Source organism: Variovorax sp. JS1663, assembly GCF_002157355.1.
Taxonomy (GTDB): domain Bacteria; phylum Pseudomonadota; class Gammaproteobacteria; order Burkholderiales; family Burkholderiaceae_C; genus Variovorax.
This window is the reverse complement of sequence record NZ_LYMK01000005.1, coordinates 43182-66861: the sequence shown is the minus strand read 5'-3', so window position 1 is coordinate 66861 and position 23680 is coordinate 43182. Positions and strand designations below refer to the sequence as shown.

25 protein-coding genes are annotated in these 23680 nt (G+C 68.6%); 9 read left to right on the top strand and 16 right to left on the bottom strand.

Annotated elements, in window-relative coordinates:
- The first annotated feature begins 14 nt into the window (after positions 1-14).
- From A8M77_RS06460 to A8M77_RS06450, 3 genes are all read left to right on the top strand, one after another.
- Positions 15-893 (top strand): carbohydrate ABC transporter permease, encoded by an 879-nt coding sequence (locus A8M77_RS06460; protein ID WP_086920734.1) that lies wholly within the window; start codon positions 15-17, stop codon positions 891-893.
- A gap of 79 nt (positions 894-972) precedes the next feature.
- Positions 973-1824: a carbohydrate ABC transporter permease gene (locus A8M77_RS06455; protein ID WP_086920733.1), complete on the top strand. Its 852-nt coding sequence runs from the start codon at positions 973-975 to the stop codon at positions 1822-1824.
- A gap of 115 nt (positions 1825-1939) precedes the next feature.
- On the top strand, positions 1940-3010 hold the full coding sequence (locus A8M77_RS06450) for an ABC transporter ATP-binding protein (RefSeq protein WP_086920732.1): 1071 nt from the start codon (positions 1940-1942) through the stop codon (positions 3008-3010).
- A 57-nt stretch (positions 3011-3067) separates the two neighbouring features.
- On the opposite strand, the gene A8M77_RS06445 is transcribed toward A8M77_RS06450, so the two are convergent.
- Both A8M77_RS06445 and A8M77_RS06440 read right to left on the bottom strand, forming a co-directional pair.
- Positions 3068-4831: a DEAD/DEAH box helicase gene (locus A8M77_RS06445; RefSeq protein ID WP_086920731.1), complete on the bottom strand. Its 1764-nt coding sequence runs from the start codon at positions 4829-4831 to the stop codon at positions 3068-3070.
- 223 nt (positions 4832-5054) lie between these two features.
- Positions 5055-6266: a methyltransferase domain-containing protein gene (locus tag A8M77_RS06440; protein ID WP_086920730.1), complete on the bottom strand. Its 1212-nt coding sequence runs from the start codon at positions 6264-6266 to the stop codon at positions 5055-5057.
- 103 nt (positions 6267-6369) lie between these two features.
- Between A8M77_RS06440 and A8M77_RS06435 the strand changes: the two genes are divergently transcribed.
- The 4 genes from A8M77_RS06435 to A8M77_RS06420 all read left to right on the top strand — a co-directional run bounded on the left by A8M77_RS06435 (position 6370) and on the right by A8M77_RS06420 (position 10098).
- On the top strand, positions 6370-6606 hold the full coding sequence (locus A8M77_RS06435) for an AbrB/MazE/SpoVT family DNA-binding domain-containing protein (RefSeq protein WP_086920729.1): 237 nt from the start codon (positions 6370-6372) through the stop codon (positions 6604-6606).
- Entirely contained in the window at positions 6593-7027 is a 435-nt protein-coding gene (locus A8M77_RS06430) for a type II toxin-antitoxin system VapC family toxin (RefSeq protein ID WP_086920728.1), read from the top strand. The genes A8M77_RS06435 and A8M77_RS06430 overlap by 14 nt, the downstream gene beginning before the upstream one ends.
- 2 nt (positions 7028-7029) lie before the next feature.
- Positions 7030-8691, top strand: a complete 1662-nt coding sequence (gene ettA / locus A8M77_RS06425) for an energy-dependent translational throttle protein EttA (RefSeq protein ID WP_086920727.1) — start codon at positions 7030-7032, stop codon at positions 8689-8691.
- Positions 8692-8784: 93 nt separating this feature from the next.
- Positions 8785-10098 (top strand): PQQ-dependent sugar dehydrogenase, encoded by a 1314-nt coding sequence (locus tag A8M77_RS06420; protein ID WP_238136736.1) that lies wholly within the window; start codon positions 8785-8787, stop codon positions 10096-10098.
- Here the strand turns inward: A8M77_RS06420 and A8M77_RS06415 are convergent.
- The 3 genes from A8M77_RS06415 to A8M77_RS06405 form a co-directional block, all read right to left on the bottom strand.
- Positions 10095-11429 carry a TAXI family TRAP transporter solute-binding subunit gene (locus A8M77_RS06415; protein ID WP_086920726.1) on the bottom strand — a complete coding sequence of 445 codons (1335 nt, stop codon included), beginning with the start codon at positions 11427-11429 and terminating at the stop codon, positions 10095-10097. The two genes, A8M77_RS06420 and A8M77_RS06415, sit on opposite strands and share 4 nt — an antisense overlap.
- Before the next feature lie 89 nt (positions 11430-11518).
- A complete protein-coding gene (locus A8M77_RS06410) occupies positions 11519-12553 on the bottom strand; it encodes a P1 family peptidase (protein WP_086920725.1) in 1035 nt (344 codons plus the stop codon).
- Positions 12554-12596: 43 nt separating this feature from the next.
- Positions 12597-13241 (bottom strand): cation transporter, encoded by a 645-nt coding sequence (locus tag A8M77_RS06405; RefSeq protein ID WP_086920724.1) that lies wholly within the window; start codon positions 13239-13241, stop codon positions 12597-12599.
- Positions 13242-13299: 58 nt separating this feature from the next.
- Here A8M77_RS06405 and A8M77_RS06400 point away from each other — a divergent pair, with 58 nt between their 5' ends.
- Entirely contained in the window at positions 13300-13770 is a 471-nt protein-coding gene (locus tag A8M77_RS06400; RefSeq protein ID WP_086920844.1) for a Cd(II)/Pb(II)-responsive transcriptional regulator, read from the top strand.
- 4 nt (positions 13771-13774) lie between these two features.
- Here A8M77_RS06400 and A8M77_RS06395 read toward each other — a convergent pair whose 3' ends face one another.
- The 9 genes from A8M77_RS06395 to A8M77_RS06355 all read right to left on the bottom strand — a co-directional run bounded on the left by A8M77_RS06395 (position 13775) and on the right by A8M77_RS06355 (position 20733).
- Positions 13775-14758 (bottom strand): glycerophosphodiester phosphodiesterase, encoded by a 984-nt coding sequence (locus A8M77_RS06395; protein WP_086920723.1) that lies wholly within the window; start codon positions 14756-14758, stop codon positions 13775-13777.
- A complete protein-coding gene (locus A8M77_RS06390; RefSeq protein WP_238136735.1) occupies positions 14755-15282 on the bottom strand; it encodes a DUF1439 domain-containing protein in 528 nt (175 codons plus the stop codon). Before A8M77_RS06390 ends, A8M77_RS06395 begins: the two co-directional genes overlap by 4 nt.
- 111 nt (positions 15283-15393) lie before the next feature.
- Positions 15394-16179, bottom strand: a complete 786-nt coding sequence (locus A8M77_RS06385) for an amino acid ABC transporter ATP-binding protein (protein WP_086920721.1) — start codon at positions 16177-16179, stop codon at positions 15394-15396.
- Entirely contained in the window at positions 16163-16816 is a 654-nt protein-coding gene (locus A8M77_RS06380) for an amino acid ABC transporter permease (protein ID WP_086920720.1), read from the bottom strand. The genes A8M77_RS06385 and A8M77_RS06380 overlap by 17 nt, the downstream gene beginning before the upstream one ends.
- Before the next feature lie 10 nt (positions 16817-16826).
- Positions 16827-17483: an amino acid ABC transporter permease gene (locus tag A8M77_RS06375; RefSeq protein WP_086920719.1), complete on the bottom strand. Its 657-nt coding sequence runs from the start codon at positions 17481-17483 to the stop codon at positions 16827-16829.
- 130 nt (positions 17484-17613) lie between these two features.
- Positions 17614-18405, bottom strand: a complete 792-nt coding sequence (locus tag A8M77_RS06370; RefSeq protein WP_086920718.1) for a transporter substrate-binding domain-containing protein — start codon at positions 18403-18405, stop codon at positions 17614-17616.
- A complete protein-coding gene (locus A8M77_RS06365) occupies positions 18402-19199 on the bottom strand; it encodes a GntR family transcriptional regulator (protein WP_086920717.1) in 798 nt (265 codons plus the stop codon). Before A8M77_RS06365 ends, A8M77_RS06370 begins: the two co-directional genes overlap by 4 nt.
- An 82-nt stretch (positions 19200-19281) precedes the next feature.
- On the bottom strand, positions 19282-20247 hold the full coding sequence (locus A8M77_RS06360; RefSeq protein WP_086920716.1) for a Bug family tripartite tricarboxylate transporter substrate binding protein: 966 nt from the start codon (positions 20245-20247) through the stop codon (positions 19282-19284).
- A 45-nt stretch (positions 20248-20292) separates the two neighbouring features.
- The gene (locus tag A8M77_RS06355) at positions 20293-20733 is read right to left on the bottom strand and encodes an OsmC family protein (RefSeq protein ID WP_086920715.1); all 441 of its coding nucleotides are present in this window, start codon (positions 20731-20733) and stop codon (positions 20293-20295) included.
- A gap of 189 nt (positions 20734-20922) precedes the next feature.
- Here A8M77_RS06355 and A8M77_RS06350 point away from each other — a divergent pair, with 189 nt between their 5' ends.
- Positions 20923-22620, top strand: a complete 1698-nt coding sequence (locus tag A8M77_RS06350) for a long-chain fatty acid--CoA ligase (protein ID WP_086920714.1) — start codon at positions 20923-20925, stop codon at positions 22618-22620.
- A 78-nt stretch (positions 22621-22698) separates the two neighbouring features.
- On the opposite strand, the gene A8M77_RS06345 is transcribed toward A8M77_RS06350, so the two are convergent.
- Both A8M77_RS06345 and A8M77_RS06340 read right to left on the bottom strand, forming a co-directional pair.
- On the bottom strand, positions 22699-23094 hold the full coding sequence (locus A8M77_RS06345; RefSeq protein WP_086920713.1) for a lysozyme inhibitor LprI family protein: 396 nt from the start codon (positions 23092-23094) through the stop codon (positions 22699-22701).
- 110 nt (positions 23095-23204) lie between these two features.
- Positions 23205-23624, bottom strand: a complete 420-nt coding sequence (locus A8M77_RS06340; protein WP_086920712.1) for a GNAT family acetyltransferase — start codon at positions 23622-23624, stop codon at positions 23205-23207.
- Positions 23625-23680 lie beyond the last annotated feature (56 nt).

The following is a 23680-nucleotide window of genomic DNA, read 5'->3' as shown; positions in this document are numbered from 1 at the left end:
AAAGGGGGTCTGCCATGAGCTCCACAGCAACTGCCGTGGCCGGCGCCGCCGCCGGCACCGCGCCTGCCGCCGCACGCCCGGGCCGCTGGCAGTTCTGGGGGCGGCTGATGGTCGCGCCCTACCTGCTGGTGTTCGCGGTCTTCGTGCTCTACCCGGTGTGCTATGGGCTCTGGCTGGCCCGGCACCCGCAGAGCTACGTGCACCTGGCGGACGACCCGATCTTCTTCCGCTCGGTGATCAACACCCTGGTCTTCCTGGTGGTGGCGATCAACGTGAAGATGCTGCTGGCGCTGGTGCTTTCGGGCTTCTTCGTGCAGTCGCGCTGGTGGATCAAGATCCTGGCGGGCATCTTCATCCTGCCCTGGGCCATGCCCTCGATCCCCACCATCCTCTCGGTGCGCTTCATGCTCAACCCGGAGTGGGGCGTGATCAACAGCACCATCTTCCGCCTGACCGGCGCCGACGGGCCCAACTGGCTCAACGACCCGACGCTGGCGCTGAGCTTCGCGATGCTGATGCACATCTGGAAATCGCTGCCCTTCTGGACGCTGATCCTTGTGGCCGGGCGGCTGGCGATCCCGAGCGAGCAGTACGAGGCGGCCTCGGTCGACGGCGCCAGTTCGTGGCAGAAGTTCCGCTTCATCAGCTGGCCTTCGCTGCGCACGCTCTACCTGACTTCGACCATCCTGTCGATGATCTGGACGCTGGGTGATTTCAACAGCGTCTACCTGCTGACCGGCGGCGGGCCGGCCGACCTCACGCACGTGCTGGCGACGCTGGGCATCCGCTACCTGCGGCTGGACCAGGTGGACCTGTCGATGGCCTCGATCGTGGTGGCGATGCCGCTGGTATTGCCACTCGTCTACTTCATGATGAAGAGGTTGTCGAAATGACCCCCACGCTCGTCACTTCGTGTACTCGCTGCGCTCCGAGGGGGCTCGCCCTCCCAGAGGCGGCTCGTCGGAGGGCGAAATGAAACGCCTCAGCATGAAGGCCATCGGAACCGAGGCCAAGCTGCTGCTGATCGGCATCCCCGTGCTGCTGTGGACGCTGATCCCGGTCTACCACATGGTGCTGTTCGCGATCTCGCCGCGCGACTCCGCGACTTCGGGGCGGCTGTGGCCCACCTCGCCGACGCTGAGCAACTTCCGCATCGTGTTCGAGCAGAAGCATTTCTATCTCGACCACTTCTGGGTGCAACTGGGCAATTCGCTGCTGATCGCGCTGTCGGTGGGGGTGCTCACGCTCTTCGTCGCCACCACTGCGGCCTTCGCGATCAGCCGGCTGAAGGTGCGCGGCGGGCGCACGGTGATGAACATGGCGCTGTTCACCTACTTCATTCCCGCTGCCTTCCTGGCCGTGCCCATGTACAAGACCATGGGCAACTATGGCCTGCTCAACAGCCAGTGGTCGCTGATCCTGGCGATGGTGACCATCGCGTCGCCGTACTGCATCTGGGTGCTCAAGCAGGCCTCGGACAAACTGCCCTACGAGCTGGACGAAGCGGCTCGCATGGACGGCGCATCGCCGCTGCAGCTGTTCCGCCTGGTGTACCTGCCGCTGATGGTGCCCTCGCTCGTGGCGGTCGGCACCTACTCGCTGCTTTTGGCCTGGAACGAATACCTCTATGCCTTCCTGCTGCTGTCCAACGACCGCAGCGTGACGCTGGCGGTGGCGCTGGGCAACTTCCTCGCGGCCGACGATTCGCCGTGGGAACTGCTGATGGCCACCGGCCTGATCTATGCGCTGCCGCCCGCGGCCATTTATTACGCCTTCAAGCGCTACATGGTCGGCGGCCTCACGGCCGGCGCGGTCAAAAGCTAACCCCCAGGCTTCGCGCACTTCGTGTCGCTACGCCAACCCCTTCCAGGGGGCAACACCAGCGGCCCGGCAAAGCCGGTTCCGCGGTGGTTCCCGAAAAGAGTCACTCGAGGTTCCTATGGCAGCTGTTTCCTTCCGCAACGTCAAGAAATCCTTCGGCAAGACCGAGATCATCCAGGGCCTGGGCTTCGACATCGCCGACGGCGAGTTCGTGGTGCTGGTCGGGCCTTCGGGCTGCGGCAAGTCGACCCTGCTGCGCATGCTGGCCGGCCTGGAGGACATCACGGGCGGCGAGATCCTGATCGACGGCCGCGTGGTGAACGAGCTGGAGTCCAAGGACCGCGATATCGCGATGGTGTTCCAGAGCTACGCGCTCTATCCGCACATGACGGTGGGCGAGAACATGGGCTTCAGCCTGCGCCTGCGCAACGCGGACAAGGCGTTGACCGAGCAGCGCGTGGCCAACGCGGCGAAGATACTGAACCTCGACGCGCTGCTGGCGCGCTACCCGCGCGAGCTTTCAGGTGGGCAGCGCCAGCGCGTGGCGATGGGGCGGGCCATCGTGCGCGACCCGAAGGTCTTCCTGTTCGACGAGCCGCTGTCCAACCTGGACGCCAAGCTCCGGGTGGCGATGCGTGCCGAGATCAAGGCGCTGCACCAGCGGCTGAAGACCACCACCGTCTACGTGACGCACGACCAGATCGAAGCGATGACCATGGCCGACCGCATCGTGGTGATGCACGACGGCATCGTGGAGCAGATCGGCACGCCGCTGGCGCTCTATGACCGGCCCGAGAACCTGTTCGTTGCGCAGTTCATCGGCTCGCCGGCGATGAACGTGGTGGAGGGCGTGCTGCGGCGCAACGGCGCGGGCAGTTTCGTCGAGGCCCATGGTGCGCACTGGCCGGCGCCGGCTGCCGGTGCGGCGGGCGACGGGCAGGCGGTGCACTACGGCATCCGACCGGGTGACATCGTCCTGGGCGATGCAGGCAGCGGCGTGCCGGCGCGCGTGATCGTGGTCGAGCCCACCGGCAACGAGACCGAACTGCTGGTGCAGGTCGGCGAGGCCCGCATCGGCCTGGTGGTGCACGGGCGGGTCAATGCGATGCCGGATGACCAGGTCGGCCTGTCGATCCGCGCCGACAGTGCGCACCTGTTCGATCGGCAGAGCGGGCGCAGGCTGAACTGAACCGCGCCCCGGCAAGAGAAAAGGGCGCCGCAGCGCCCTTTTTGGGTCCTCGGTCGCTCAGCGGCCGAAGGAGCGGCCGCCGCCGTAGCCGCCGCCCGAGCGGCCACCACCCGAACGGCCACCGCCACCGCCGCCACCGCCCGAACGGTTGCCGCCGCCGCGGCGCCCACGGCCGCCGAAGCTGTCGACGCTGGTGCGCAGCGGATCCGGCTGACCCGCCGCGCCAACGATCGCCTCGGCGCGCTGGTGCGCGAGCGCATCGGCCTGCGTGGGGCTGTGGCTGTTGCCGTGGTGGCGGGGTTGGCGCTCCTCGTGCGGCAGATGGTTCTGGCCGTGGTGGTGCGGGGCATGGTGCGCGCCGCGCCCCTGGCCCTGGCCCTGGCCTTGGCCTTGGCGTCCGCCCTGGCCGCGCGGGCCTTGGCCCTGGCCGTTGCCGTTCCCGCTGCGGCCGGGCTGTGCGCCCTGGCCGCCATTGGCGCGGCGTTGTCCGCCGTTGCCATTGCCGCCGCCATTGCCGCCGCGCTCGCCCTGCGTCGCCTTGTTGTCGCGGATGCGCTGCATCATTTCCTGGCGCGCGGCCTTGGCTGCGGCCTGCATCACCTCGCGGCTGGGCGGCCGGCCGGCGCCGCCCCACAGGGTCTGGCGGCCCATCGCGATGGGCTCGGCGCGTTCGCCTTCCTCGGGGCCGAAGCCCTCGATCACCTTCACCGGGATCTGCTGCTTGGTGAAGCGCTCGATCTCCTGCATGAAGCCTTCCTCGTCCAGGCAGACCAAGCTCACCGCCTCGCCGCTGGCGCCCGCGCGGCCGGTGCGGCCGATGCGGTGGACGTAGTCTTCGCTGATGTTGGGGATCTCGTAGTTCACGACGTGCGGCAGCTCGTCGATGTCGATGCCGCGGGCCGCGATGTCGGTCGCCACCAGCGCGCGGATCTCGCCGCTCTTGAAGCCGGCCAGCGCCTGCGTGCGCGCGCTCTGGCTCTTGTTGCCGTGCAGCGCCATCGCCTCGATGCCGTTCTTGGTCAGGAATTCGGCCACGCTGTTGGCGCCGAACTTGGTGCGGGTGAAGACCAGCACCTGGCTCCAGTCGTGCTCGTTGATGATGTGGGCGAGCAGGGCCTTCTTCTTGCCGCGGCCCACCGGGTGGATCACCTGGGTGATGCGCTGCACGGTGGTGTTGCGCGGCGTGACCTGGATGCTCTGCGGGTTCTTGAGCAGCGTGGCGGCCAGGTCGCGGATCTCGTCGCTGAAGGTGGCGGAGAAGAGCAGGCTCTGCTTCTGGGCGGGCACCAGCGCGAGGATCTTCTTCACGTCGTGGATGAAGCCCATGTCCAGCATGCGGTCGGCCTCATCCAGCACCAGGATCTGCACGGTCGACAGGTCGAGCATGCCCTGCTGCTGCAGGTCGAGCAGGCGGCCGGGCGTGGCCACCAGGATGTCGACGCCGCGCTTGAGGCGGTCGATCTGCGGGTTCATGCCGACGCCGCCGAAGATCACGGTGGAGCTCAGCTGCAGGTACTTGCCGTAGGTGCGCACCGATTCCTCGACCTGGGCGGCGAGTTCGCGCGTGGGGGTGAGAACCAGGGCGCGCACGCCGGTGCCGCCGAACTTGTTGGTGGCGCTGCGGCTCATGGTGAGCTTGTGCAGCAGCGGCAGGGTGAAGGCAGCGGTCTTGCCGGTGCCGGTCTGGGCGCCGCCCAGCAGGTCGTGGCCTTCGAGCACGGCGGGGATCGCCTGGGCCTGGATCGGGGTAGGAGTTTCGTAGCCCTGCTCGTGCACGGCTTTCAAGATGGCCGGGGCCAGCTTCAGATCGTCAAAGTTCATTGATGTCAAACAAGCGCCTTTGCACGGCGCGGTGGTATCGGCCCACCCACGCGACTCGTTTCTTGACGCGGGGCCAGTAGGGGCAGATGAGGGTCAGGGGTGGAGCTCGAGGGCCTTGGGTGGGCCTTCTTCGTCCCCGGCAGAGAGCCGGTGTTGCGGGCAACTGGACCCGGCAACGTCCAGTATTGTCGCACGAGTCGGAAGAGCCCGCCCGGCGCAGGGTTCAGCGGCGCGCCAGGTAGACGAACAGGCCCGGGATGGATTCGCGCTGGTCCTCGCGGATCGGCGCGCGGATCAGCTGGAGCAGATCGAAGCGGTGGCGTGCCGCCAGCGCACGCAGGTAGCGCTCCGAATGCGCGTAGCGCAGGCTCGGCAAGAGCTCGAAATCGGCGCTTTCGGTGGAGGCGCACTCGGCAGAGAAGCAGAAGAGTCCGTGCGCTTGCATCGCGTGGTCGAGTGCCGCGAAAACGGGTTCCAGATCGCCGACGTAGATGAAGACATCGGCCGCCGTGACCAGGTCGTAGCGCTCGTCCGTGCCTCGAAGATGGTCCACGATGTCCGCGTGCACGAGGCTGTCGTAGAGGCCGAGGGCCTGCGCCTTGTCCAGCATCAGGCTGGACAGGTCGACGCCGGTGAGCCGCTGCGTCATCGGTTTCAGCAGCGGGGCGCACAGGCCCGTTCCGCAGCCGAGATCCAGGGTGGAGCGGAACGGGCCGCGGCCCAGCGTCGCCAGTTGCCTGACCAGCGTGTCGTGCGCGCGGTAGCCGAGGACGCCCACCAGGTGCGCATCGAACTCGTCCGCGTAGTCGTCGAAGAGCGTCTCGACGTAGTGGGCCGGCGCCGTGGGCGGGGTCGGCTGCGCGGACACCGAGGCCAGGTAGTAGTGGTGCAGTTCGGGATCGGCGCCATGCGCCAGCGCCTGCCTGAAGGCTTCTGCGGCTTCTTCGTTGCGCTTCATCTCCCGCAGAATCCCGCCCCGATTGCTCCAGGCCTGGGCCAACCCGGGGGCCGCGGCCAGCGCCCGCTCGTAGGAGGTCAGCGCACGTTCCGGCTGGTCCAGCGCCTGCAGGGTCTGGCCGTGGCGAAGCCAGGGCTCGGCGGCGGGGAGCGTGCCGAGCGCCAGCACCTTCTCGTAGCCGGCCAGCGCCTCCCGGTGGCGCTCCAGTTGCCCCAGCGCGCTGGCCTTGTGGAACCAGGCGTCGGCATTGCCGGGCTCGGCCGCCAGCACCTGCTCGGCCGTCGCCAGGGCATCCTGCGGCCGCGCCAGCTTCACCTGCGTAGCGGCGAGGTTGATCAGCGTCGAGACTCGTCCTGGAAGCAGGGCGAGCGAGGACTGGAAGAGCCGTTCGGCGTCGTCGAAGCGCTGCGCCTCGAAGGCCTGCAGCCCGTCGAGAAAGAGCTGCTTGGCCTGTTCGAAGGCATCGGGGGCGGGCATCGGCCGAGAATAGCAGCGCTTCAAGGCCCATGGCGACGCTCCCGGCCTCGGTGGCGGCGGCTGCGGTAAACTCTTACTTTGCCAGTATTACCGGAGGCGCAGCATGCGGCTCACATCCAAGGGACAGGTGACCATTCCCCAGAACATCCGCGAGCTCGCCGGCCTCAAACCCTATGACGAGGTCGAGTTCGAGTACCGCAACAAGCAGATCGTGGTGAAGCCCGTCAAGCGCACGACCACGCCCGCCGAAGAGGCGATTGCGCTGCTGCGCGGCAGCGCCACCTCGAAGCTCGACCTGTCGGCCGACGAATGGCTGGAGATGACGCGTGGCGAGCGCTGAGGCGGCGACCGAGCTGTTCCTGATCGACAGCAACGTCCTGATCGATGTCATCCATGAGGACCCGAAATGGATGGACTGGTCGGCCGCCGCCATCACCGATTGCCTTACCCGCGGTAAGCTAGCGATCAATCCGCTGATTTACGCCGAAGTTTCGGTGTATTTCAGCTCGGATCGCGACGCCGACGCCGCGCTCCCCCCGAGGCTGTACGAGCGGCTGGATCTGCCGTATGCCGCGGCACGAGGGGCGGCGGTGGCGTTCCACAAGTACCGCAGGGCCGGCGGCACGCGTCCCTCGCTGCTGCCGGATTTCTACATCGGGGCGCATGCCCAGCATCTGGGATGCACCCTCGTGTCGCGCGATCGCGCACGCTACAAGACCTATTTTCCGAAGCTCAAGCTGATTACACCCAAGCAAAGATAGCCATGGCCCAGTACGTCTACACCATGAACAAGGTCAGCAAGACCGTGCCGCCCAAGCGGCAGATCTTGAAGGACATTTCGCTTTCCTTTTTCCCCGGCGCCAAGATCGGCGTGCTGGGCCTGAACGGCTCGGGCAAGTCCTCGCTGCTCAAGATCATGGCCGGCATCGACAAGGAGATCGAGGGCGAGGCGATCCCGATGCCCGGCCTGTCGATCGGCTACCTGGAGCAGGAGCCCAAGCTGAATCCCGAGCACACGGTGCGCCAGGAAGTCGACGAGGCCATGAAGGAGGTCAACGCCGCCAAGACCCGGCTGGAGGAGATCTACGCGGCATACGCCGAGCCCGATGCCGACTTCGACGCGCTGGCGGCCGAGCAGGGCGAGTTGGAGGCGCTGATCGCCGCCGCCGGTACCGACTCCGAGCACCAGCTCGAGATCGCCGCCGACGCGCTGCGCCTGCCGCCCTGGGACGCCAACATCGGCCTGCTCTCCGGCGGCGAGAAGCGCCGCGTGGCGCTGTGCAAGCTGCTGCTGTCCAAGCCCGACATGCTGCTGCTGGACGAGCCGACCAACCACCTGGATGCCGAATCGGTGGAATGGCTCGAAGTCTTCCTGCAGCGCTTCCCCGGCACCGTGGTCGCGATCACCCACGATCGCTACTTCCTCGACAACGCGGCCGAGTGGATTCTCGAACTCGACCGCGGCCGCGGCATCCCGTGGAAGGGCAACTACAGCACCTGGCTGGAGCAGAAGGAAGCCCGCCTCGAAGCCGAGCAGAAGGGCGAGGAAGCCCATGCCAAGGCGATGAAGAAGGAACTGGAGTGGGTGCGCCAGAACGCCAAGGGCCGCCAGGCCAAGAGCAAGGCCCGCATCGCCCGCTTCGAGGAACTGTCCGACTACGAATACCAGCGCCGCAACGAGACGCAGGAGATCTTCATCCCCGTCGCCGACCGCCTGGGCAGCCAGGTGATCGAGTTCAAGAACGTCAGCAAGAGCTTCGGCGACCGGGTGCTGATCGACAACCTGAGCTTCAACATCCCGGCCGGCGCCATCGTGGGCATCATCGGCCCGAACGGCGCGGGCAAGTCGACGCTCTTCAAGCTGATCGCCGGCAAGGAAAAGCCCGACAGCGGCGAGGTGGTGGTCGGGCAGACCGTGAAGATGGCTTTTGTCGACCAGAGTCGCGACGCGCTGACCGACCAGAAAACGGTGTGGGAAGACATCTCCGGCGGCCTGGACATCCTCAATGTCGGCAAGTTCCAGATGGCCAGTCGCGCCTACGCGGGCCGCTTCAACTTCAACGGCAGCGACCAGCAGAAGAAGGTCGGGTCGCTGTCCGGTGGCGAGCGCGGCCGCCTGCACCTGGCCAAGACGCTGATCGCGGGCGGCAACGTGCTGATGCTGGACGAGCCCTCGAACGACCTCGACGTCGAGACGCTGCGCGCGCTGGAGGACGCCCTGCTCGAGTTCGCCGGCTCGGTGATGGTGATCAGCCACGATCGCTGGTTCCTCGACCGTATCGCCACCCACATCCTGGCGGCCGAGGGCGACAGCCAGTGGACCTTCTTCGACGGCAACTACCAGGAGTACGAGGCCGACAAGAAGAAGCGCCTGGGCGAGGAAGGCGCCAAGCCGCACCGGATGCGCTTCAAGGCGCTCAAGTAGGCAAGTCGTAACGCGGCTTCGTCCTATTGCCGGCGCGAGCCGGCTGCGCTCTCATTCCCGTCCGGGCGCCGGTGGCGCCTGCAAGGAGCGGACATGGCGGCAGCGATCCGGTGCGTGGCGGCGTCGATGGTGCTTCTCGCGGGCTGCGGGGGTGGCGGCGGTGGCGGTAGCGTCGCCATCGGCGGCTTCGGCGTCAGCGGCACGGCCGGGCCGACGCCCGCCCCGGCGCCCACACCTGCGCCTGCGCCTGCGCCTGCACCCGCGGCGCCACCCGTTGCAAGCCCTGCGCCGCCTTCGGGTCCGATGCAGGTCAAGGTCGTCGAACTGGCCAGCGGCCTGAACACGCCCTGGAGCGTGGCCTTCCTGCCGGACGGGAAACTGCTGATCACCCAGCGCGGCGGCCAGTTGCGCCTGCGCAATGCCGACGGCACGCCGGTCAACGGCGGCGCGGACCAGGTCAGCGGCCTGCCGGCGGTCGAGGCCGCGGGGCAGGGCGGGCTGCTCGACGTGGCCGTCGACCCAGGCTTCGCGACCAACCGCCGCATCTACCTCAGCTATGCCGAGCGCGACGGCGGCAATGCCGGCCTCAACGGCACCGCGGTTGCGCGTGGGGAACTCGACGTGGCCAACCGCAGCCTCGGCAACGTGGTCGTGATCTTCCGTCAGCTGCCCAAGGCGCAGAGCACGTCGCACTTCGGGTCCCGGCTGGTCTTCGACCGCGGCGGCAACCTCTTCGTGACGCTGGGCGAGCGCCTCAACAACGACCAGCGCGACTTTGCCCAGGACCTGACCCGCGGCCATGGCAAGGTGATGCGCATCACCACCGACGGCGCGCCGGCAGCGGGCAATCCGAACTTCGGTGTGGCCGGCGCGCAGCCACAGATCTGGAGCTATGGCCACCGCAACGTGCAGGGCGCGGCGCTGCATCCGGCGACCGGCGAGCTGTGGGTCGACGAGCACGGCCCGCAGGGCGGCGACGAGGTCAACCTGGCGCTGCCCGGCCGGAACTACGGCTGGCCCGTCATCAGCCACGGACAGGAGTACGGCACGCTCACGCAGGTGGGCGAGGGCACGGCCAAGGCCGGCATGGAGCAGCCGCTGACCTACTGGGAGAAGATCGACGGCACAGCCTGGACGCCGGGCACGCAGAAGTCCTCCATTGCGCCCAGCGGCATGGCCTTCTACACCGGCGATGCACTGCCGAACTGGAAAGGCAGCCTGTTCGTCGGCGCACTCGCGGGCACCGCGCTGTGGCGGCTCACGCTGAGCGGCAACACGGTGGTGGCGCGCGAACGCCTGCTGGCCGATCGCGGCGAGCGCATCCGCGACGTGCGGCAGGGGCCGGACGGCTGGCTCTACCTCCTGACCGACAGCACCAACGGCAAGCTGCTGCGCCTGGAGCGTTAGGCCGGCATCCGGGCCAGCACCCGCTTGCGCACCGCATAGATGTTGTTGCGCAGCGCGTAGAGCTCTTCGGCGTACGACAGCGGCACGGCCACCTTGTTGACCACGCGGTCGAGGTTGTCCAGCTCCTCGATGAGCGCCTCGCGCTCGCCCTTGCCGGCCTCCAGCTTGTTCTCGACCTCGCGCAGCCGCGCATACCAGCGGAACACGCGCCTGCGCACGCGGAACTGGTAGAGCGGCGGCACCACGCGCGACAGCGGCAGCATCAGCACCAGCAGGCCGCCCAGTACCAGCCACATGCGCTCCACCAGGTTGCTGGCCCAGAAGGGCAGGTAGCGCTGCCAGAAGGGCGGCGTGCCGTTGATGGCGCGGTCGCCCTCGGGGCTGACCGGCAGCTCGCTCGTGCGGGTGTTCGGGAAATCGCGGGCGCGGTTGAACCAGCCGGCGCTGCTGTGCAGCGTCTGCGCGCTCTGCGCGAACAACTGGCGCAGGGCGGGATGCGTCTTCTCGCGCGCGAGCAGGGAGGTGGTGGCGGCCAGCAGGCTCTTGTCACCGGGCGGCAGGTCGATCGCGAGATCGACCACGCCGCGCGGCAGCGTGACGGGCTGCAGGAAGGCGAAGCGCCGCGAGTAGGCGTCGGCCTGGTCGAAGTCCATGAGCCGGATGTCGGGCGCGCGCAGCAGCCGCTGCACCAGCGGCGACTGCGGTGCCGAAGCCAGCACGATCACGTCCAGCAGGCCGGCCTGCAGCGCCTCGGTGGCGGGGGTCTGCTCGAGGTTGGAGAGCTGCAGCTTCTGCGGGTCCATGTGGTTGGCGCGGAACATCCGCTCCATGATCTCGGGGACGCCGCTTCCGGGCTTGTCGACGTTGACGCGCAGGTCCTTGAGCTGCGTGATCGTGCTCAGCTGGCCGGTCTTGCGGTCGACCGCGCGACCCGCGTCGGCGCGGTAGAAGACCCACAGCGGCTCGTAGAACAGGCTGCCCAGCGAACTCAGGCCCGCCTCCTCGTCGGCCACCGGATCGGCGCTGCCGCCGCGCACGAAGCCCACGTCGGCGGCACCGTCGCGCAGCAGCTGGAGGTTGTCTTGCGAGCCGTCGGTGGTCTTGAGCTCGACCTCGATGCCGTTGGCCTTGAGCGCCGCCGCATAGCGCTTGCCGAACTCCGCATAGGCGCTGCCCGCCGGGCCGGTGGCCAGCGTGACGCGCCGTGGCGGCTGCGGATCCAGCCACCAGTAGGCGGCGATCAGGAGTCCGATGACGAGGAAGACGATGGGGCCCGCGGAGGCGAGGAGGTCGCGGATGGACAGGAGGATGAGTCGGATGGTGCGGGGCATGCGATGGGGTCGGGAGCTCGCGCACGCGACGTGCGCGGCAGCGCATTTTGAGGGCTTTCGGCCCGCGCGCGGTTACAAAGCGCGTGCGGCTAGGCCGGGGATGCCTGGCCCAGGTCCGAAGCGCACGGAAAGACGCTCTTACCCAGCTGTACCGTGCGCGCGGCCTGCACCGCCCGCAGCGTGGCCCGCGCCACGGCCTCGGCCGCCATGGTGCTCAGCACCGTCATGCCCGGCGCGCCGCCTTCCAGTGGCACGCGCCCGGCGGCCAGCGCGAACAGGGTGTCGCCATCGCTCATGGTGTGCACCGGATTGATGGCGCGCGCCAGGCCGTCGTGGGCCACGGTCGCGAGCCGGTTGGCCTGCACCTTGGTGAGCCGCGCATCCGTTGCCACGACGCCCAGCGTCGTGTTGGTGCCCGCCAGCAGCGGCTGGGGCAGCTCACCGCGCAGCAGGGCGCGGCGGGTGTCGAGCAAGGCGCGGCCGTCCTCGGTGCGTGCGCCGGCGACGACCCGGCCGGTATCCGGGTCCAGCACGTCGCCCAGCGCATTGCAGGCGATCAGCGCGCCGACCGTCACGCCCTGCACCGTCACCGAGGCAGTGCCGATGCCGCCCTTCATCGCGCGGTGCACGCCGAAGAGCTTGCCCACCAGCGCGCCGCTGCCGGCGCCCACGTTGCCCTCCGCGGGTACGGCCTTCGACGCCGCTTCGCAGGCCGCGTAGCCGGCCGCCGCATCGGGGCGGATGCGGGCGTCTCCCAGCGGCAGGTCGAAGAGCACGGCTGCCGGCACGATCGGCAGGGTGCCGAAGCGCACGTCGAGGCCGACGCCGCGCTCCTCCAGCCAGCGCATCGCGCCCTCGGCCGCCGCCAGGCCCCAGGCGCTTCCGCCGGCCAGCATCACCGCGTGCACCTGCTGCACGAAGTTGCCGGGTGCGAGCAGGTCGGTCTCGCGCGTGCCCGGCGCCGCGCCGCGCACGTCCACGCCTGCCACGGCGCCCTCGCGCGCCAGGATGACGGTGCAGCCCGTGGGGCGGCGGGGATCGGTGAAGTGGCCGACCTCGATGCCGGCCACGTCGGTGATGGCGCCCGCGGACGGCGCGCCGGAAGAAGAGCTTTGCTGGGACATCGCCGGCGATTATGGAACCGCCGTCGATGCGCTTCACAGCTTGTCAGGCCCGGTGCACGTGCCCGTCGGCCGCGCGGCCCAGCTCGCCGCGTGCCTGCTTCAGCACCGACAAGCCGCCGCTGATCGCCAGCGCCGCCATCACCGCGGCCACCGCCAGGTCGGGCCAGGCGGTGCCGGTGCCGAAGACGCCCAGGGCCGCCAGCATCACCGCCACGTTGCCGATCGCGTCGTTGCGCGAGCACAGCCACACGCTGCGCATGTTGGCGTCGCCCTCGCGGAAGGCATAGAGCATCAGCGCGACTGCCACGTTCACGCCCAGGGCCAGCGCGCCGATCAGCCCCATGGTCAGCGCCTCGGGCGGCACGCCTTGCGTGGCCGACCACAGCGTCTTGCCAGCCACGAAGACGCCGAAGCCCAGCATGCTCAGGCCCTTGAGCACCGCCGCGCGGGCGCGCCAGGCCAGGCCCATGGAGAGCACAGCCAGGGTCACGCCATAGTTGGCCGCGTCGCCGAAGAAATCGATGGCGTCCGCCAGCAGCGACACCGAGCCAGAGCGGAAGCCGGCTCCGATCTCGACGGCGAACATGGCCGCATTGAGCGCCAGCGCCACCCAGAGCACGCGCCGGTAGCGCGGCGTGTCGCTGGCGGACAGATGTTCGTGGTCGTGATCGCAGCAGTTCGCAGACATGTTTTCTCCAGTGATGGCACCATTGGAAAGCTTGAAGTCACTGGAAGGTCAAACCATGATGGTCGCAAACCCGCCCGGCGAACAGGGTTATCGCATCGGCGATGCAGCCGCCCGAAGCGGGCTCTCCGCCACCAATATCCGCTACTACGAGAAAGAGGGCCTGATCGCCCCGCAGGCCCGCGGCGACAACAGCTACCGGCTCTACACCGATGCCGACGTGCACCAGCTGCGCTTCATCCGCCTCTGCCGCGCGATGGACATGTCGCTGGACGAGGTCCGTGCGCTGCTCGCGCTCGACCTGCGCAGCAAGGCCGACTGCGCCGCGGCCAATGTGGCGCTCGATGCCCACCTGGGCCACGTGCGCGAGCGGCTGCGCGAGCTGCGTGCGCTGGAGAAGGAGCTGATCGCCCTGCGCGACTGCTGCGACGGCAGCGACGCGCACTGCCACATCATCGAGGCGCTGCACGCGCGGGCCGACCGTCAGCCCTTGAACGACGCACCACGTACGCCGGCGGCCCGGCACGTCTGAAAGCTCAGCGCCCGGCCGGCAGCGCGATCCCGCGCTCGCGCATCAGGTCGCGCAGCACCGCGGGATCGTCCGTGATGATCCCGTCCACCTTCCAGTCCATCAGCCGCGCCATGTCGGCACGCTGGTTCACGGTCCAGGGCAGCACCTGCAGGCCCAGCGACCGGGCCTCCTGCACCTGGACGGCCGTGAGGTCGTTGAAGGCCGGCGACCAGATCACCGGCCGGTCGCTGCGGCCTGCCGCGGCCCTTACCAGTTGGGGCGTGGAGCCGAAGTCCTCCCGACGCAGCCCGCCGGCCCAGCGCGGATCCTGGAGCGTGCGGCTGCTGGTGAGGTAGGCGCGCTGCAGTTGCGGCGCCCACTGGCCCACCAGCGCCAGGGTGCGCCAGTCGAAGCTCTGCACCGTCACCCGCGGGCCCATGCCGGCCTTGTCGATCTCGGCCAGGAGCGCGCGCACCATGGTCTCGGGCGCGGCGGTTTCATCGGGGCGGCCGGGATCGAGCTTGGTCTCGATGTTGAAGCGGACCTGTGTCGCGCCGCGCTCGCGCACCCGGTCGAAGAGCGCGGCCAGCGTCGGGATGCGCTCGCCGTCGCGCGCCAATTGCCTGGCGAACTGCCGGCCGTAGTTCGTGGACGGGTCAATGCGGCCGACGTCGTAGCGCTGCACCTGCGCGAGCGTGAGCGCGCGGATTGCCGGCCCCTTGGCCGGCAGGAAGCCGCCGCTCGCGTCGCGCGTGTGGTCGGGGTTGAGCACCGTGTCGTGCGAGATCACCACCACGCCGTCGGCGGTGAGGCCGATGTCGAGCTCCAGCGTGGTGACGCCCATGTCCATCGCATTGTCGAAGGCGGCCAGCGTGTTCTCGGGCGCGAGGGCGCGGCCGCCGCGGTGGGCCTGAAGGTCGAAGTCGCCCCTGGCGGCAGGCGCGAGTGTCGAGCAGGCGGTGATCAGGAGCGTTGCGGCAAGGCCGGCGAGAGAGAGCGTGCGCGTCATTTCAACTCTACCGTGATGCCATCCTGTTGCACGGTGATGTCACCGATCTCGTAGGTCTTGCGGCCCACCGTCAGCTCCTCGGCGGTGAAGGTGCGCAGCGGCTGGCCGCGCAGCAGCTCCTGCGCGACCATCGCGCCGATGCGCTGCAGGCGCTCGGCATCGCGGCCGGTCACGCCCTGCAGCTCCAGCCGCTCGGCGCGGGGCTGGTCCAGGCGCAGCGCGCGGGCCGGCGCGTCGTACTTGAGCGCGCTGCTGATCGAGACCACGCCCTCGACGGTGGAAGGTTGCAGCAGCGGGCTCGCAATGCTGAGCACGGCCGTGATCGCCGCACGGTTGGTCGTCGCGTCCAGGCCCAGGCGCGGATCGCGCAGGCCCACGGTGAAGATCTCCGCATAGCGCTGCTGCACCGGGAAGCGCTTGGCGATCTGGGCTTGCAGCTCCTCGCGCGTGGCGGTGTACTCGCTGGTGAAGAAATTGAAGCCCGCCAGCGCCGCCAGGGGCGCGGACGCAACGGCGCCCAGCACGGCACGAAGCAGGAGGCGCCGGGGTGGCGGCGAGAGAGCGAGGTGTCGAGAGCGGTGTCGAGAGCGGTATCGCATACCGCTGCGAGCTTGCCACAGCCCGCGGGTTCCCCCTCAGTCCTGCAGCGAGGAAAGGAACTGTTTCAGCTCGGGCGTCTTCGGATCGCCGAAGAGCTGCTGCGGCGGCCCCATTTCGTGCACCCGCCCCTGGTGCATGAAGATCACCCGGTCGCTCACCTTGCGCGCGAAGCTCATCTCGTGCGTCACCATCAGCAGCGTCATGCCTTCCTCGGCCAGCGACTCGACCACCCGCAGTACCTCGCCCACCAGTTCGGGGTCGAGCGCGGAGGTGATCTCGTCGCACAGCAGCACCGCCGGCTCCATCGCCAGCGCCCGGGCGATGGCGACGCGCTGCTGCTGGCCGCCGGAGAGCTGGTCGGGCATGGCGTCGAACTTCTGCTCCAGGCCCACCCGCGCGAGCAGCTTGCGCGCCTGGGAGGCGGCCTCGAGGCTGCCGAGCTTCTTGACCAGCGTCGGCGCCAGCATCACGTTGCGGCCCACCGACAGGTGCGGGAACAGGTTGAAGCTCTGGAAGATCATGCCCACGCGCTGCCGCAGCTCGCGCATGGCCATCGCGCTCTCGTGCAGCAGCGGCTTGCCGTCCACCGTGAGCGATCCTTCCTGGAACACCTCCAGGCCGTTGATGCAGCGAAGCAGCGTGCTCTTGCCCGAGCCGCTCTTGCCGATGATGGCGATCACCTCGCCGCGCCGGACCTCCAGGTCGATGCCCTTGAGCACCTCGTTCGTGCCATAGGCCTTGCGCAGCGCGGTGATGCGCACGATGGGTGCCGCACCCGCGGAGACCGGTGCGGCCGCAGGGATTTCAGCGACGAGCGCCATGGATCTTCCTTTCGAGGTTTTTGGCGTACAGGCTCACGGGAAAGCACAGCGCGAAATAGAGCAGCGCCACGCAGCTGAAGACCACGAAGGGCTTGAAGGTGGCGTTGGAGATCATGCTGCCCGCCTTGGTCAGCTCCACGAAGCCGATCACCGAGGCCAGCGCCGTGCCCTTGATCACCTGCACCAGGAAGCCCACCGTGGGCGCAATGGCGATGCGCGTGGCCTGCGGCAGGATCACGTGGCGCATCTGCTCGCCGAAGCTCAGGGCCAGGCTGCCCGAGGCCTCCCACTGCCCCTTGGGAATGGCGGCGACGCAGCCGCGCCAGATCTCGGTGAGGAAGGCGCTGGTGTAGAGCGTGAGCGCCACCGAGGCCGCGGTCCAGGCCGAGACTTCGATGCCCAGGAGCGCGATGCCGAAGTAGGCGAGGAACAGCTGCATCAGCAGGGGCGTGCCCTGGAACAGCTGCACGTAGAGTGCGATCAGCCGCTCGGCCGTGCGGCCGCCCGAGAGGCGCAGGAAGAGCAGCAAACCGCCCACGATGCCGCCGCCGACGAAGGCGATGAGGGACAGCACCACCGTCCAGCGCAGCGCCAGCAGCAGATTGCGCAGGATGTCCCAGAGCGAGAACTCGATCATGGTGCGCTCCCTACCGGCCGAAGAAGAACTTCGGTCCCGCCCAGTTCAGCAGCCGCCGCGCCAGCACCGACAGCGCCAGGTAGATCGCGGTGGCGATGATGAAGGCCTCGAAGGCGCGGAAGTTGCGGCTCTGGATCAGGTTGGCCGCGTAGCTCAGCTCCTCGGTGGAGATCTGGCTGCACACCGCCGAGCCCAGCATCACGATGATGATCTGGCTCACCATCGCGGGCCAGACCTTCTTCAATGCCGGCGGCAGCACCACGCGGGTGAATACCTGCACCCGGTTGAGCGCCAGGCTCACCGCCGCCTCGATCTGCCCGCGCGGCGTGGCCTCGATGCCGGCGCGGATGATCTCGGTGGCGTAGGCGCCGAGGTTCATCACCATCGCGATGACCGAGGCCACCTCCGGCGAGAGCTTGAATCCCGCGGCCGGCAGCCCGAAGAAGATGAAGAAGAGCTGCACGATGAAGGGCGTGTTGCGGATCAGCTCCACGTAGCTGCCGACGACCCAGCGCAGCCAGGCCGGCCCGCTCGCGCGCGCCCAGGCGCAGGCGATGCCCACCGCCATGCCGATCAGTGTGGCGATCAGCGTCAGGCCCAGCGTCCAAGCGATGCCTTTCGCGAGAAGCGGCCAGTCGACGAGGACGGCGCCGAAATCAAAGTTCATGGCTGACCTTGTGGAGCGGCTTTGCCGCGACTGTTCGGGAAACACCGCGGAACCGGCTTGGCCGGGCCGCTGGTGTTGCCCCCTTGAGGGGGGATTCGGCTACACGAAGTGAGCAAGAAACGGCGGTGGGTCAGGACGGAAGGTCGCCGGCTTCCTTGCCGAGGAACTTCTTCGACAGCATGTCCAGCGTGCCGTCCTTCTTGGCCGCCGCGATGATCTCGTTGACCTTGGCCTTCAGCGCATCCTCGCCCTTGGCGATGCCGACGAAGCAGGGGCTGTCCTTCAGCAGCAGCTTGTATTCGGCGCCCAGCTGCGGGTTCTTCTGCATCATGTTGCCGGCCACGGCGGCGCTGGTGGCGAGCGTCTGCGTCTGGCCGGCGACGAAGGCGGCGATGGTGGCGTTGTTGTCCTCGAAGCGCTTGTAGTCGAGGCTGGCGGGGGCGACCTTGGCGAGTTCCTGGTCCTCCATCGCACCGCGGGTCACGGCCACGCTCTTGCCGGCCAGGTCGGCGAAGCTCTTGATGTTCAGGCTCTTCGACGCGTACACGGCCTGGAAGAAGGGCGCGTAGGCAGAGCTGAAGTCGATCACCTTCTCGCGCTCGGCGTTCTTGCCCAGCGTGGAGATCACGAGATCCGCCTTCTTCGTCTGCAGGTAGGGGATGCGGTTGGCGCTGGTGACGGGCACCAGCTCGACCTTGGCGCCCAGCTTGGCGGCGATCAGCTTCGCCACTTCGACATCCAGCCCCTGCGGCTGCATGTCGGGGCCGACGAAGCCGTAGGGCGGGTAGTCGGTGGGAATCGCGACCTTGAGGGTCTTGGACTTCTGGATGTTCTCGAGTGCGCCTTGGGCTTGCGCGGCACCGGAGGCGAGCAGGGCGGCGCAGGCGAAGGCCAGCGCGAAGTGACGCTTGGAAATGGTCATAACAGGGCTCCTAGGTAGGTCGATGAGTTGTCGGATGAGTCGGGTGCAGAGGGGGCGCCGGAGGCCTTGCGCCGGCTGGGCTTACGCAAGACCTGTGCCTTGGCCTCGCCGTGGGGCGGCGTGCCTTGAAGTGGTGCGAGCGCGTCGCGCAGCTGCGCCAGCGGATCGGCCTGGCTCGGCACGCGCAGCGCGGCCTGGACCGTGCCGATGTGCTCGTTCATCAGCGCCTCGGCGCCGGCCGTGTCGCCACGTTCCAGTGCGGCGACGATGCGCACGTGGTCCTCGCAGGACTGCGCCGCGTCGTGCGAGGACTGGTAGAGCATGGCGATCAGCGTGGTGCGCGCGGTGAAGTCGCGCAGCGTGTCGGCCAGCAGCGAGTTGCCCAGGCACTCGGCCAGGCAGACGTGGAAGTCGCCCAGCAGGTAGCTGCGCGCGCCGACGTCGCTGCCCTTCAGCGCGGCCTTCTCGCGCTGCACGTGGGTCTTCAGGGCGCGCAGCTTCTGCCTGTCGATGGGGCCGGCGCTGCGGATCAGGCCGGATTCGATGACGCGGCGTGCCTCGAAGGCCTCGCGCGCCTCGTCCTGCGAGGGCTCGATCACGTACCAGCCGCGGCGTGCGCTCACCGTGACGATGCCGCGCGCCGCCAGGCGCGTGAGCGCCTCCCGCACGATGGTGCGGCTGCAGTCGAAGAGCATCGCGAGCTGCTGCTCGCCCAGGCGCGCGCCCGGGGCGAGCTTCTGCGCCATCACCGCTTCGACGATGCGCGCACTGATTTCGGGAGCGGTGATGGACATGAGCCTGCATGCCAGCAGCTTTCATGCCAACTGGTATGCAAGATATGTGCATCAAGGGGCGCGCCGGCCCCCCGGGGCGGCTTTAGTCCAGACGGGCGCCGGAGGCCTTGACGGCTTTTTCCCAACGTGGGGTTTCCGCAACCAGGAAGCGCCCGAAATCCTCGCTGCCCAGGAAGGCCGGGTCGGCGCCCTGGCTGGTCATGCGCTCGCGCACTTCGGGGTTGGCCAGCACCTGCCGGAAGGCGTCGGAAAGCTTCGCGACCACGTCCTTCGGCGTCGCCGCAGGCGCGAGGAAGCCGTAGAAGCCGACCACCTCGAAGCCCTTGATGCCGGTCTCGATGACCGTCGGAATGTCCGGCAGGGCGGCATTGCGCTGGGCGCTGGTGACGGCCAGCGCGCGCACCTTGCCCTGCTTGTGGTAGTTGGCGGCCTGGGGAATGGATTCGGCCATGAACTGCACCTGGCCACCCATCAGGTCGGTGAAGGCGGGTGCGCTGCCGCGGTAGGGGATGTGGACCATGTAGAGGCCGGTCGCGGTCTTGAACATCTCCGGCACCAGGTGGCTGATGCCGCCGTTGCCGGCCGATCCGTAGTTGATCTGGCCCGGGCGCGCCTTGGCATAGCGCACGAATTCCTGGAGGCTGTTCACCGGCAGCTTGGGCGTGACCAGCAGCGCCAGCGGCTGCATCGCGGTGCGCGCGATCGGCGTGAAGTCTTTCAGCGTGCTGTAGGGCAGCTTGCTGTAGAGCGCGCCGTTGATCACGGCCACGCCGGTGTTGGCGAGCATGAGCGTATAGCCGTCCGCCGGGCTCTTGGCGACCGCGTCGGCACCGACGGCGCCGCCGGCACCGGGCTTGTAGTCGATGACCACGGGCTGACCCAGCACGGCCTGCAGCTTGTCGCTCAGCAGCCGTGCGTGCTGGTCGAGCGGGCCGCCGGCCGGAAAGCCGATCACGACCTTGATGGGCTTCTCGGGAAAGGCGGCCAGGGCCGCGGCCGAGGCCGCCAGGCACGCGGCCGCGACCAGCGTCTTCATGCTGCTGTTCATGTTCGTCTCCTCGTTGGCCGGACGATCATAAACAGCGCGGCTTCATCAGCTCTTCAGCGTCGCCTTCAGCGTGATCTCGGGCACGCTGGCGAGTGCCTTCGACAGCGGGCAGCCGGCCTTGGCGCCCGCCGCCAGTTCCTGGAATTTCGCCTCGTCGATGCCGGGGATCGCCGCCTCCAGCTCCAGCTGGATGCGGTCGATCTTGAAGCCGGGTCCGTCCTGCGCCAGGCGCACCGCAGCCTTGGTGTCGATGCTGGTGGCGGTGAAGCCCGCGCCTTCGAGCGCGAAGGCGAAGGCCATCGTCAGGCAGCCGGCATGCGCCGCGCCGAGGATCTCCTCGGGGTTGGTGCCTGTCACGTCGTTCTCGAAGCGGCTCTTGAAGCCGTAGGGGTAGTTCTTGAGCGCACCGGTCTCGGTGCTGATCTGGCCCTTGCCGGTCTTGCCGGCGCCTTCCCAATGGACATCTGCGCGCTTGTCTGCTGCCATGTGAGCTCCTCGTGGTGGTTTGAACAAAGGGGACCGCCGTTGTACGGCAGAACGGCCCGGCTGTCTGTCGGCCGCCGGGCCGAGGAAAGCATCCGCCTTCGGCGAGTCGCCCATGTGACGCCGTCCGGGCTTCCCCGATGCGGCCGGCAAGGGTCGGCGGCGTAGGCTTGCCCGCTTACCGGAGACTTCATGGACCGCCCGCACTTCAAGTTCTGGCCCCAGCGCCTGCCCCGATCGATCACCGTCCCCGCCACGTCGCTGTGGCACAACCTGGCCACCTCGGCGGCGCGCTTCCCCGACAAGGCCGCGCTGGTCTTCTTCGGCCGCGAGACCTCCTACCGAGCGCTGGCCGAACAGGCCGAGCGCCTGGCGGGCACGCTGCAGGCCCTGGGCGTGAAGCGTGGGGACCGCGTGGTGCTCGACATGCAGAACTGCCCGCAGCTGGTGATCGCGCATTTCGCGATCCTGCGCGCCAACGCGGTGGTGGTGCCGGTCAACCCGATGAACCGGGCCGAGGAGCTCAAGCACTACATCACCGATCCCGATGCGAAAGTGGCCATCACCACCGCCGACCTGGCGCCCGAGCTGGCCAAGGCCAGCGATGCGCTGCCGGCCGGCGAGCGCCTGGCGCACCTCGTCGTCACCCAGTTCACCGATGCCTTCGACGCCGAGGTGCAGGGCGACGAGGCGCCGCCACCGGCCTGGCGCGACTGGCTGCTGACGCGGCACCCGCTGCCGGCACTGGCCGGCGGCGAGGTGACGGCCTGGACCGACGCGCTGGCCGCGGGCCATGCGCCGCCGGAGCACGTGGTGGGCGCGAACGACATGGCGCTGCTGCCCTACACCAGCGGCACCACAGGCCTGCCCAAGGGCTGCATCCACCACCACGCCAGCCTGATGCACAACGCCTACGCCAGCATGCTCTGGGGCCTGGCCTCGTGCGAGACGGTGGTGCTGGCGGTGGTGCCGATGTTCCACATCACCGGCGTGGTGAGCATGCTGCACACCACCATCGTGAGCGCCGGCACGCTGGTCGTCATGCCGCGCTGGGACCGGGAGGTGGCGGGCCGCCTGATCTCGCGCCGCAAGGTCACGAGCTGGACCAACATCCCGACCATGGTGATCGACCTGCTCGGCAGTCCCAATTTCGCGAGCTTCGACCTGAGCAGCCTGGTCCACATCGGCGGAGGCGGGGCCGCCATGCCGCAGGCGGTGGCGCAGCGCCTCTTCGAGCAGTACGGGCTGCGCTACCAGGAGGGCTACGGCCTCACCGAGACCGCGGCGCCTTCGCATGCCAATCCCTTCGACAACCCGAAGCAGCAGTGCCTGGGCATCCCCTTCATGAGCACCGACGCGCGGGTGGTCGATCCGGACACGCTGCAGGAGATGCCGGTGGGCGAGTCGGGCGAGATCATCATGCACGGCCCCGAGGTGTTCCAGGGCTACTGGAAGCGGCCGGACGCGACCGCGGCAGCCTTCGTCGAGTTCGAGGGCAAGCGCTTCTTCCGCTCGGGCGACATGGGGCGCATGGACGAGGACGGCTACTTCTTCATCACCGACCGCCTGAAGCGCATGATCAACGCGAGCGGCTTCAAGGTCTGGCCGGCCGAGGTCGAGTTGCTGATGTTCCGCCACCCGGCGATCCAGGAGGCCTGCGTGATCTCGACCCGCGACGCCTACCGCGGCGAATCGGTCAAGGCGGTGGTGGTGCTGCGCGCCACGCACAAGAGCACCACCGCGCAGGAGATCATCGACTGGTGCCGCGAGAACATGGCCGTCTACAAGATTCCGCGCGCGGTCGAGTTCGTGGACGTGCTGCCCAAGAGCGGCAGCGGCAAGGTGATGTGGCGGCTGCTGCAGGAGGCGGAGAACGGCAAGAATCGATGATGGCGGCACCACCTTCCGGCCAGGGACGTCGAAGCGCTGAGAGGCGTGGAGGCGAGACCCGGCCGCTTGCCCACCGGCTCAGGCCCGATTCCACTCCCTCAACTGCCGCGTGCGCAATTCGGTGTGCGCGATCTGGCAGCCCAGCGCCGCGATGTCGCGCACCGTGCCGGTAGCGCTGCGCATGTACTTCGCCCTGCAGTCGTTCTCGCGGAACTGCACCCATGCCCGCTGCGCCTGCTGCAGCAGCCGGCGGGTGGCTGCGTAGTCGACCGGATCGTCCTTGCCGGCGGGGGCGAGCGACTTGAGCAGGGCCTGGTAGGCGTCGTTGAGTTCCCTGTCCCTGCGCGCCAGCGTCTGTTGAGCGCACTGGTTGATCTCTACCGTGGTGCGGGTCCGACAGGGCTCGTCGGACTGGGCGAGGGCGGTGCCCGGAAGCAGGAGCAGGGCCATGGCGAGGCAGAGGAGGCGCTTCATGAGACTCTCCGCGATGCGTGGATCGAGTGCCTATTCTGCGCCGGCCGGACGCCGAATTCGACCGCCCCGGTCTCCATCGCCCAGGGGGCGGCGCCGTGCTTCGATGCGGCTCAGTGGTCGTGAATCAGGCGGCGGCCCAGGCTGACCACGTCGTCCCGCGTGTAGCCGAGCTTGTCGTAGAAGGCCAGCACCTCGGTGTTGGAAGAGCGCACGAGCAGGTTGATCTTCGGGCAGCCGCGCTCCGTCAACAGGCGCTCGGCCTCCTGCATGAGCGCGCGGCCGAGGGAAAGCCGGCGGTGCTGCGGCGACACCGCGAGGTAGTAGACCCAGCCGCGGTGGCCGTCGAAGCCCACCATGGCCGTGCCGATCAGCGTCTCGCCTTCGACCGCCACGAGGAACAGCTCGGGCTGCTCGCCGAGCTTGCGCTGGATGTCGCGGTGCGGGTCGTTCCATGGGCGGGTGAGGCCGCAAGCCTGCCAGAGGCCGATCACCGTGTCTTCGTCGGCGGGCTGGAAAGGTCGGATCTTCATCGAGGCAAAAAGCCGATCATGCACGCGATGTGTGACGCTTCGTGCGTGGCGAGAAA

Bases quoted from the DNA above. Each gene is read 5' to 3' on its own strand.
- A8M77_RS06460 (WP_086920734.1), top strand. From the start codon at position 15: ATGAGCTCCACAGCAACTGCCGTGGCCGGCGCCGCCGCCGGCACCGCG.
- A8M77_RS06455 (WP_086920733.1), top strand. From the start codon at position 973: ATGAAACGCCTCAGCATGAAGGCCATCGGAACCGAGGCCAAGCTGCTG.
- A8M77_RS06450 (WP_086920732.1), top strand. From the start codon at position 1,940: ATGGCAGCTGTTTCCTTCCGCAACGTCAAGAAATCCTTCGGCAAGACC.
- A8M77_RS06445 (WP_086920731.1), bottom strand. From the start codon at position 4,831: ATGAACTTTGACGATCTGAAGCTGGCCCCGGCCATCTTGAAAGCCGTG.
- A8M77_RS06440 (WP_086920730.1), bottom strand. From the start codon at position 6,266: ATGCCCGCCCCCGATGCCTTCGAACAGGCCAAGCAGCTCTTTCTCGAC.
- A8M77_RS06435 (WP_086920729.1), top strand. From the start codon at position 6,370: ATGCGGCTCACATCCAAGGGACAGGTGACCATTCCCCAGAACATCCGC.
- ettA (WP_086920727.1), top strand. From the start codon at position 7,030: ATGGCCCAGTACGTCTACACCATGAACAAGGTCAGCAAGACCGTGCCG.
- A8M77_RS06420 (WP_238136736.1), top strand. From the start codon at position 8,785: ATGGCGGCAGCGATCCGGTGCGTGGCGGCGTCGATGGTGCTTCTCGCG.
- A8M77_RS06415 (WP_086920726.1), bottom strand. From the start codon at position 11,429: ATGCCCCGCACCATCCGACTCATCCTCCTGTCCATCCGCGACCTCCTC.
- A8M77_RS06410 (WP_086920725.1), bottom strand. From the start codon at position 12,553: ATGTCCCAGCAAAGCTCTTCTTCCGGCGCGCCGTCCGCGGGCGCCATC.
- A8M77_RS06405 (WP_086920724.1), bottom strand. From the start codon at position 13,241: ATGTCTGCGAACTGCTGCGATCACGACCACGAACATCTGTCCGCCAGC.
- A8M77_RS06400 (WP_086920844.1), top strand. From the start codon at position 13,300: ATGGTCGCAAACCCGCCCGGCGAACAGGGTTATCGCATCGGCGATGCA.
- A8M77_RS06395 (WP_086920723.1), bottom strand. From the start codon at position 14,758: ATGACGCGCACGCTCTCTCTCGCCGGCCTTGCCGCAACGCTCCTGATC.
- A8M77_RS06385 (WP_086920721.1), bottom strand. From the start codon at position 16,179: ATGGCGCTCGTCGCTGAAATCCCTGCGGCCGCACCGGTCTCCGCGGGT.
- A8M77_RS06380 (WP_086920720.1), bottom strand. From the start codon at position 16,816: ATGATCGAGTTCTCGCTCTGGGACATCCTGCGCAATCTGCTGCTGGCG.
- A8M77_RS06375 (WP_086920719.1), bottom strand. From the start codon at position 17,483: ATGAACTTTGATTTCGGCGCCGTCCTCGTCGACTGGCCGCTTCTCGCG.
- A8M77_RS06370 (WP_086920718.1), bottom strand. From the start codon at position 18,405: ATGACCATTTCCAAGCGTCACTTCGCGCTGGCCTTCGCCTGCGCCGCC.
- A8M77_RS06365 (WP_086920717.1), bottom strand. From the start codon at position 19,199: ATGTCCATCACCGCTCCCGAAATCAGTGCGCGCATCGTCGAAGCGGTG.
- A8M77_RS06360 (WP_086920716.1), bottom strand. From the start codon at position 20,247: ATGAACAGCAGCATGAAGACGCTGGTCGCGGCCGCGTGCCTGGCGGCC.
- A8M77_RS06355 (WP_086920715.1), bottom strand. From the start codon at position 20,733: ATGGCAGCAGACAAGCGCGCAGATGTCCATTGGGAAGGCGCCGGCAAG.
- A8M77_RS06350 (WP_086920714.1), top strand. From the start codon at position 20,923: ATGGACCGCCCGCACTTCAAGTTCTGGCCCCAGCGCCTGCCCCGATCG.
- A8M77_RS06345 (WP_086920713.1), bottom strand. From the start codon at position 23,094: ATGAAGCGCCTCCTCTGCCTCGCCATGGCCCTGCTCCTGCTTCCGGGC.
- A8M77_RS06340 (WP_086920712.1), bottom strand. From the start codon at position 23,624: ATGAAGATCCGACCTTTCCAGCCCGCCGACGAAGACACGGTGATCGGC.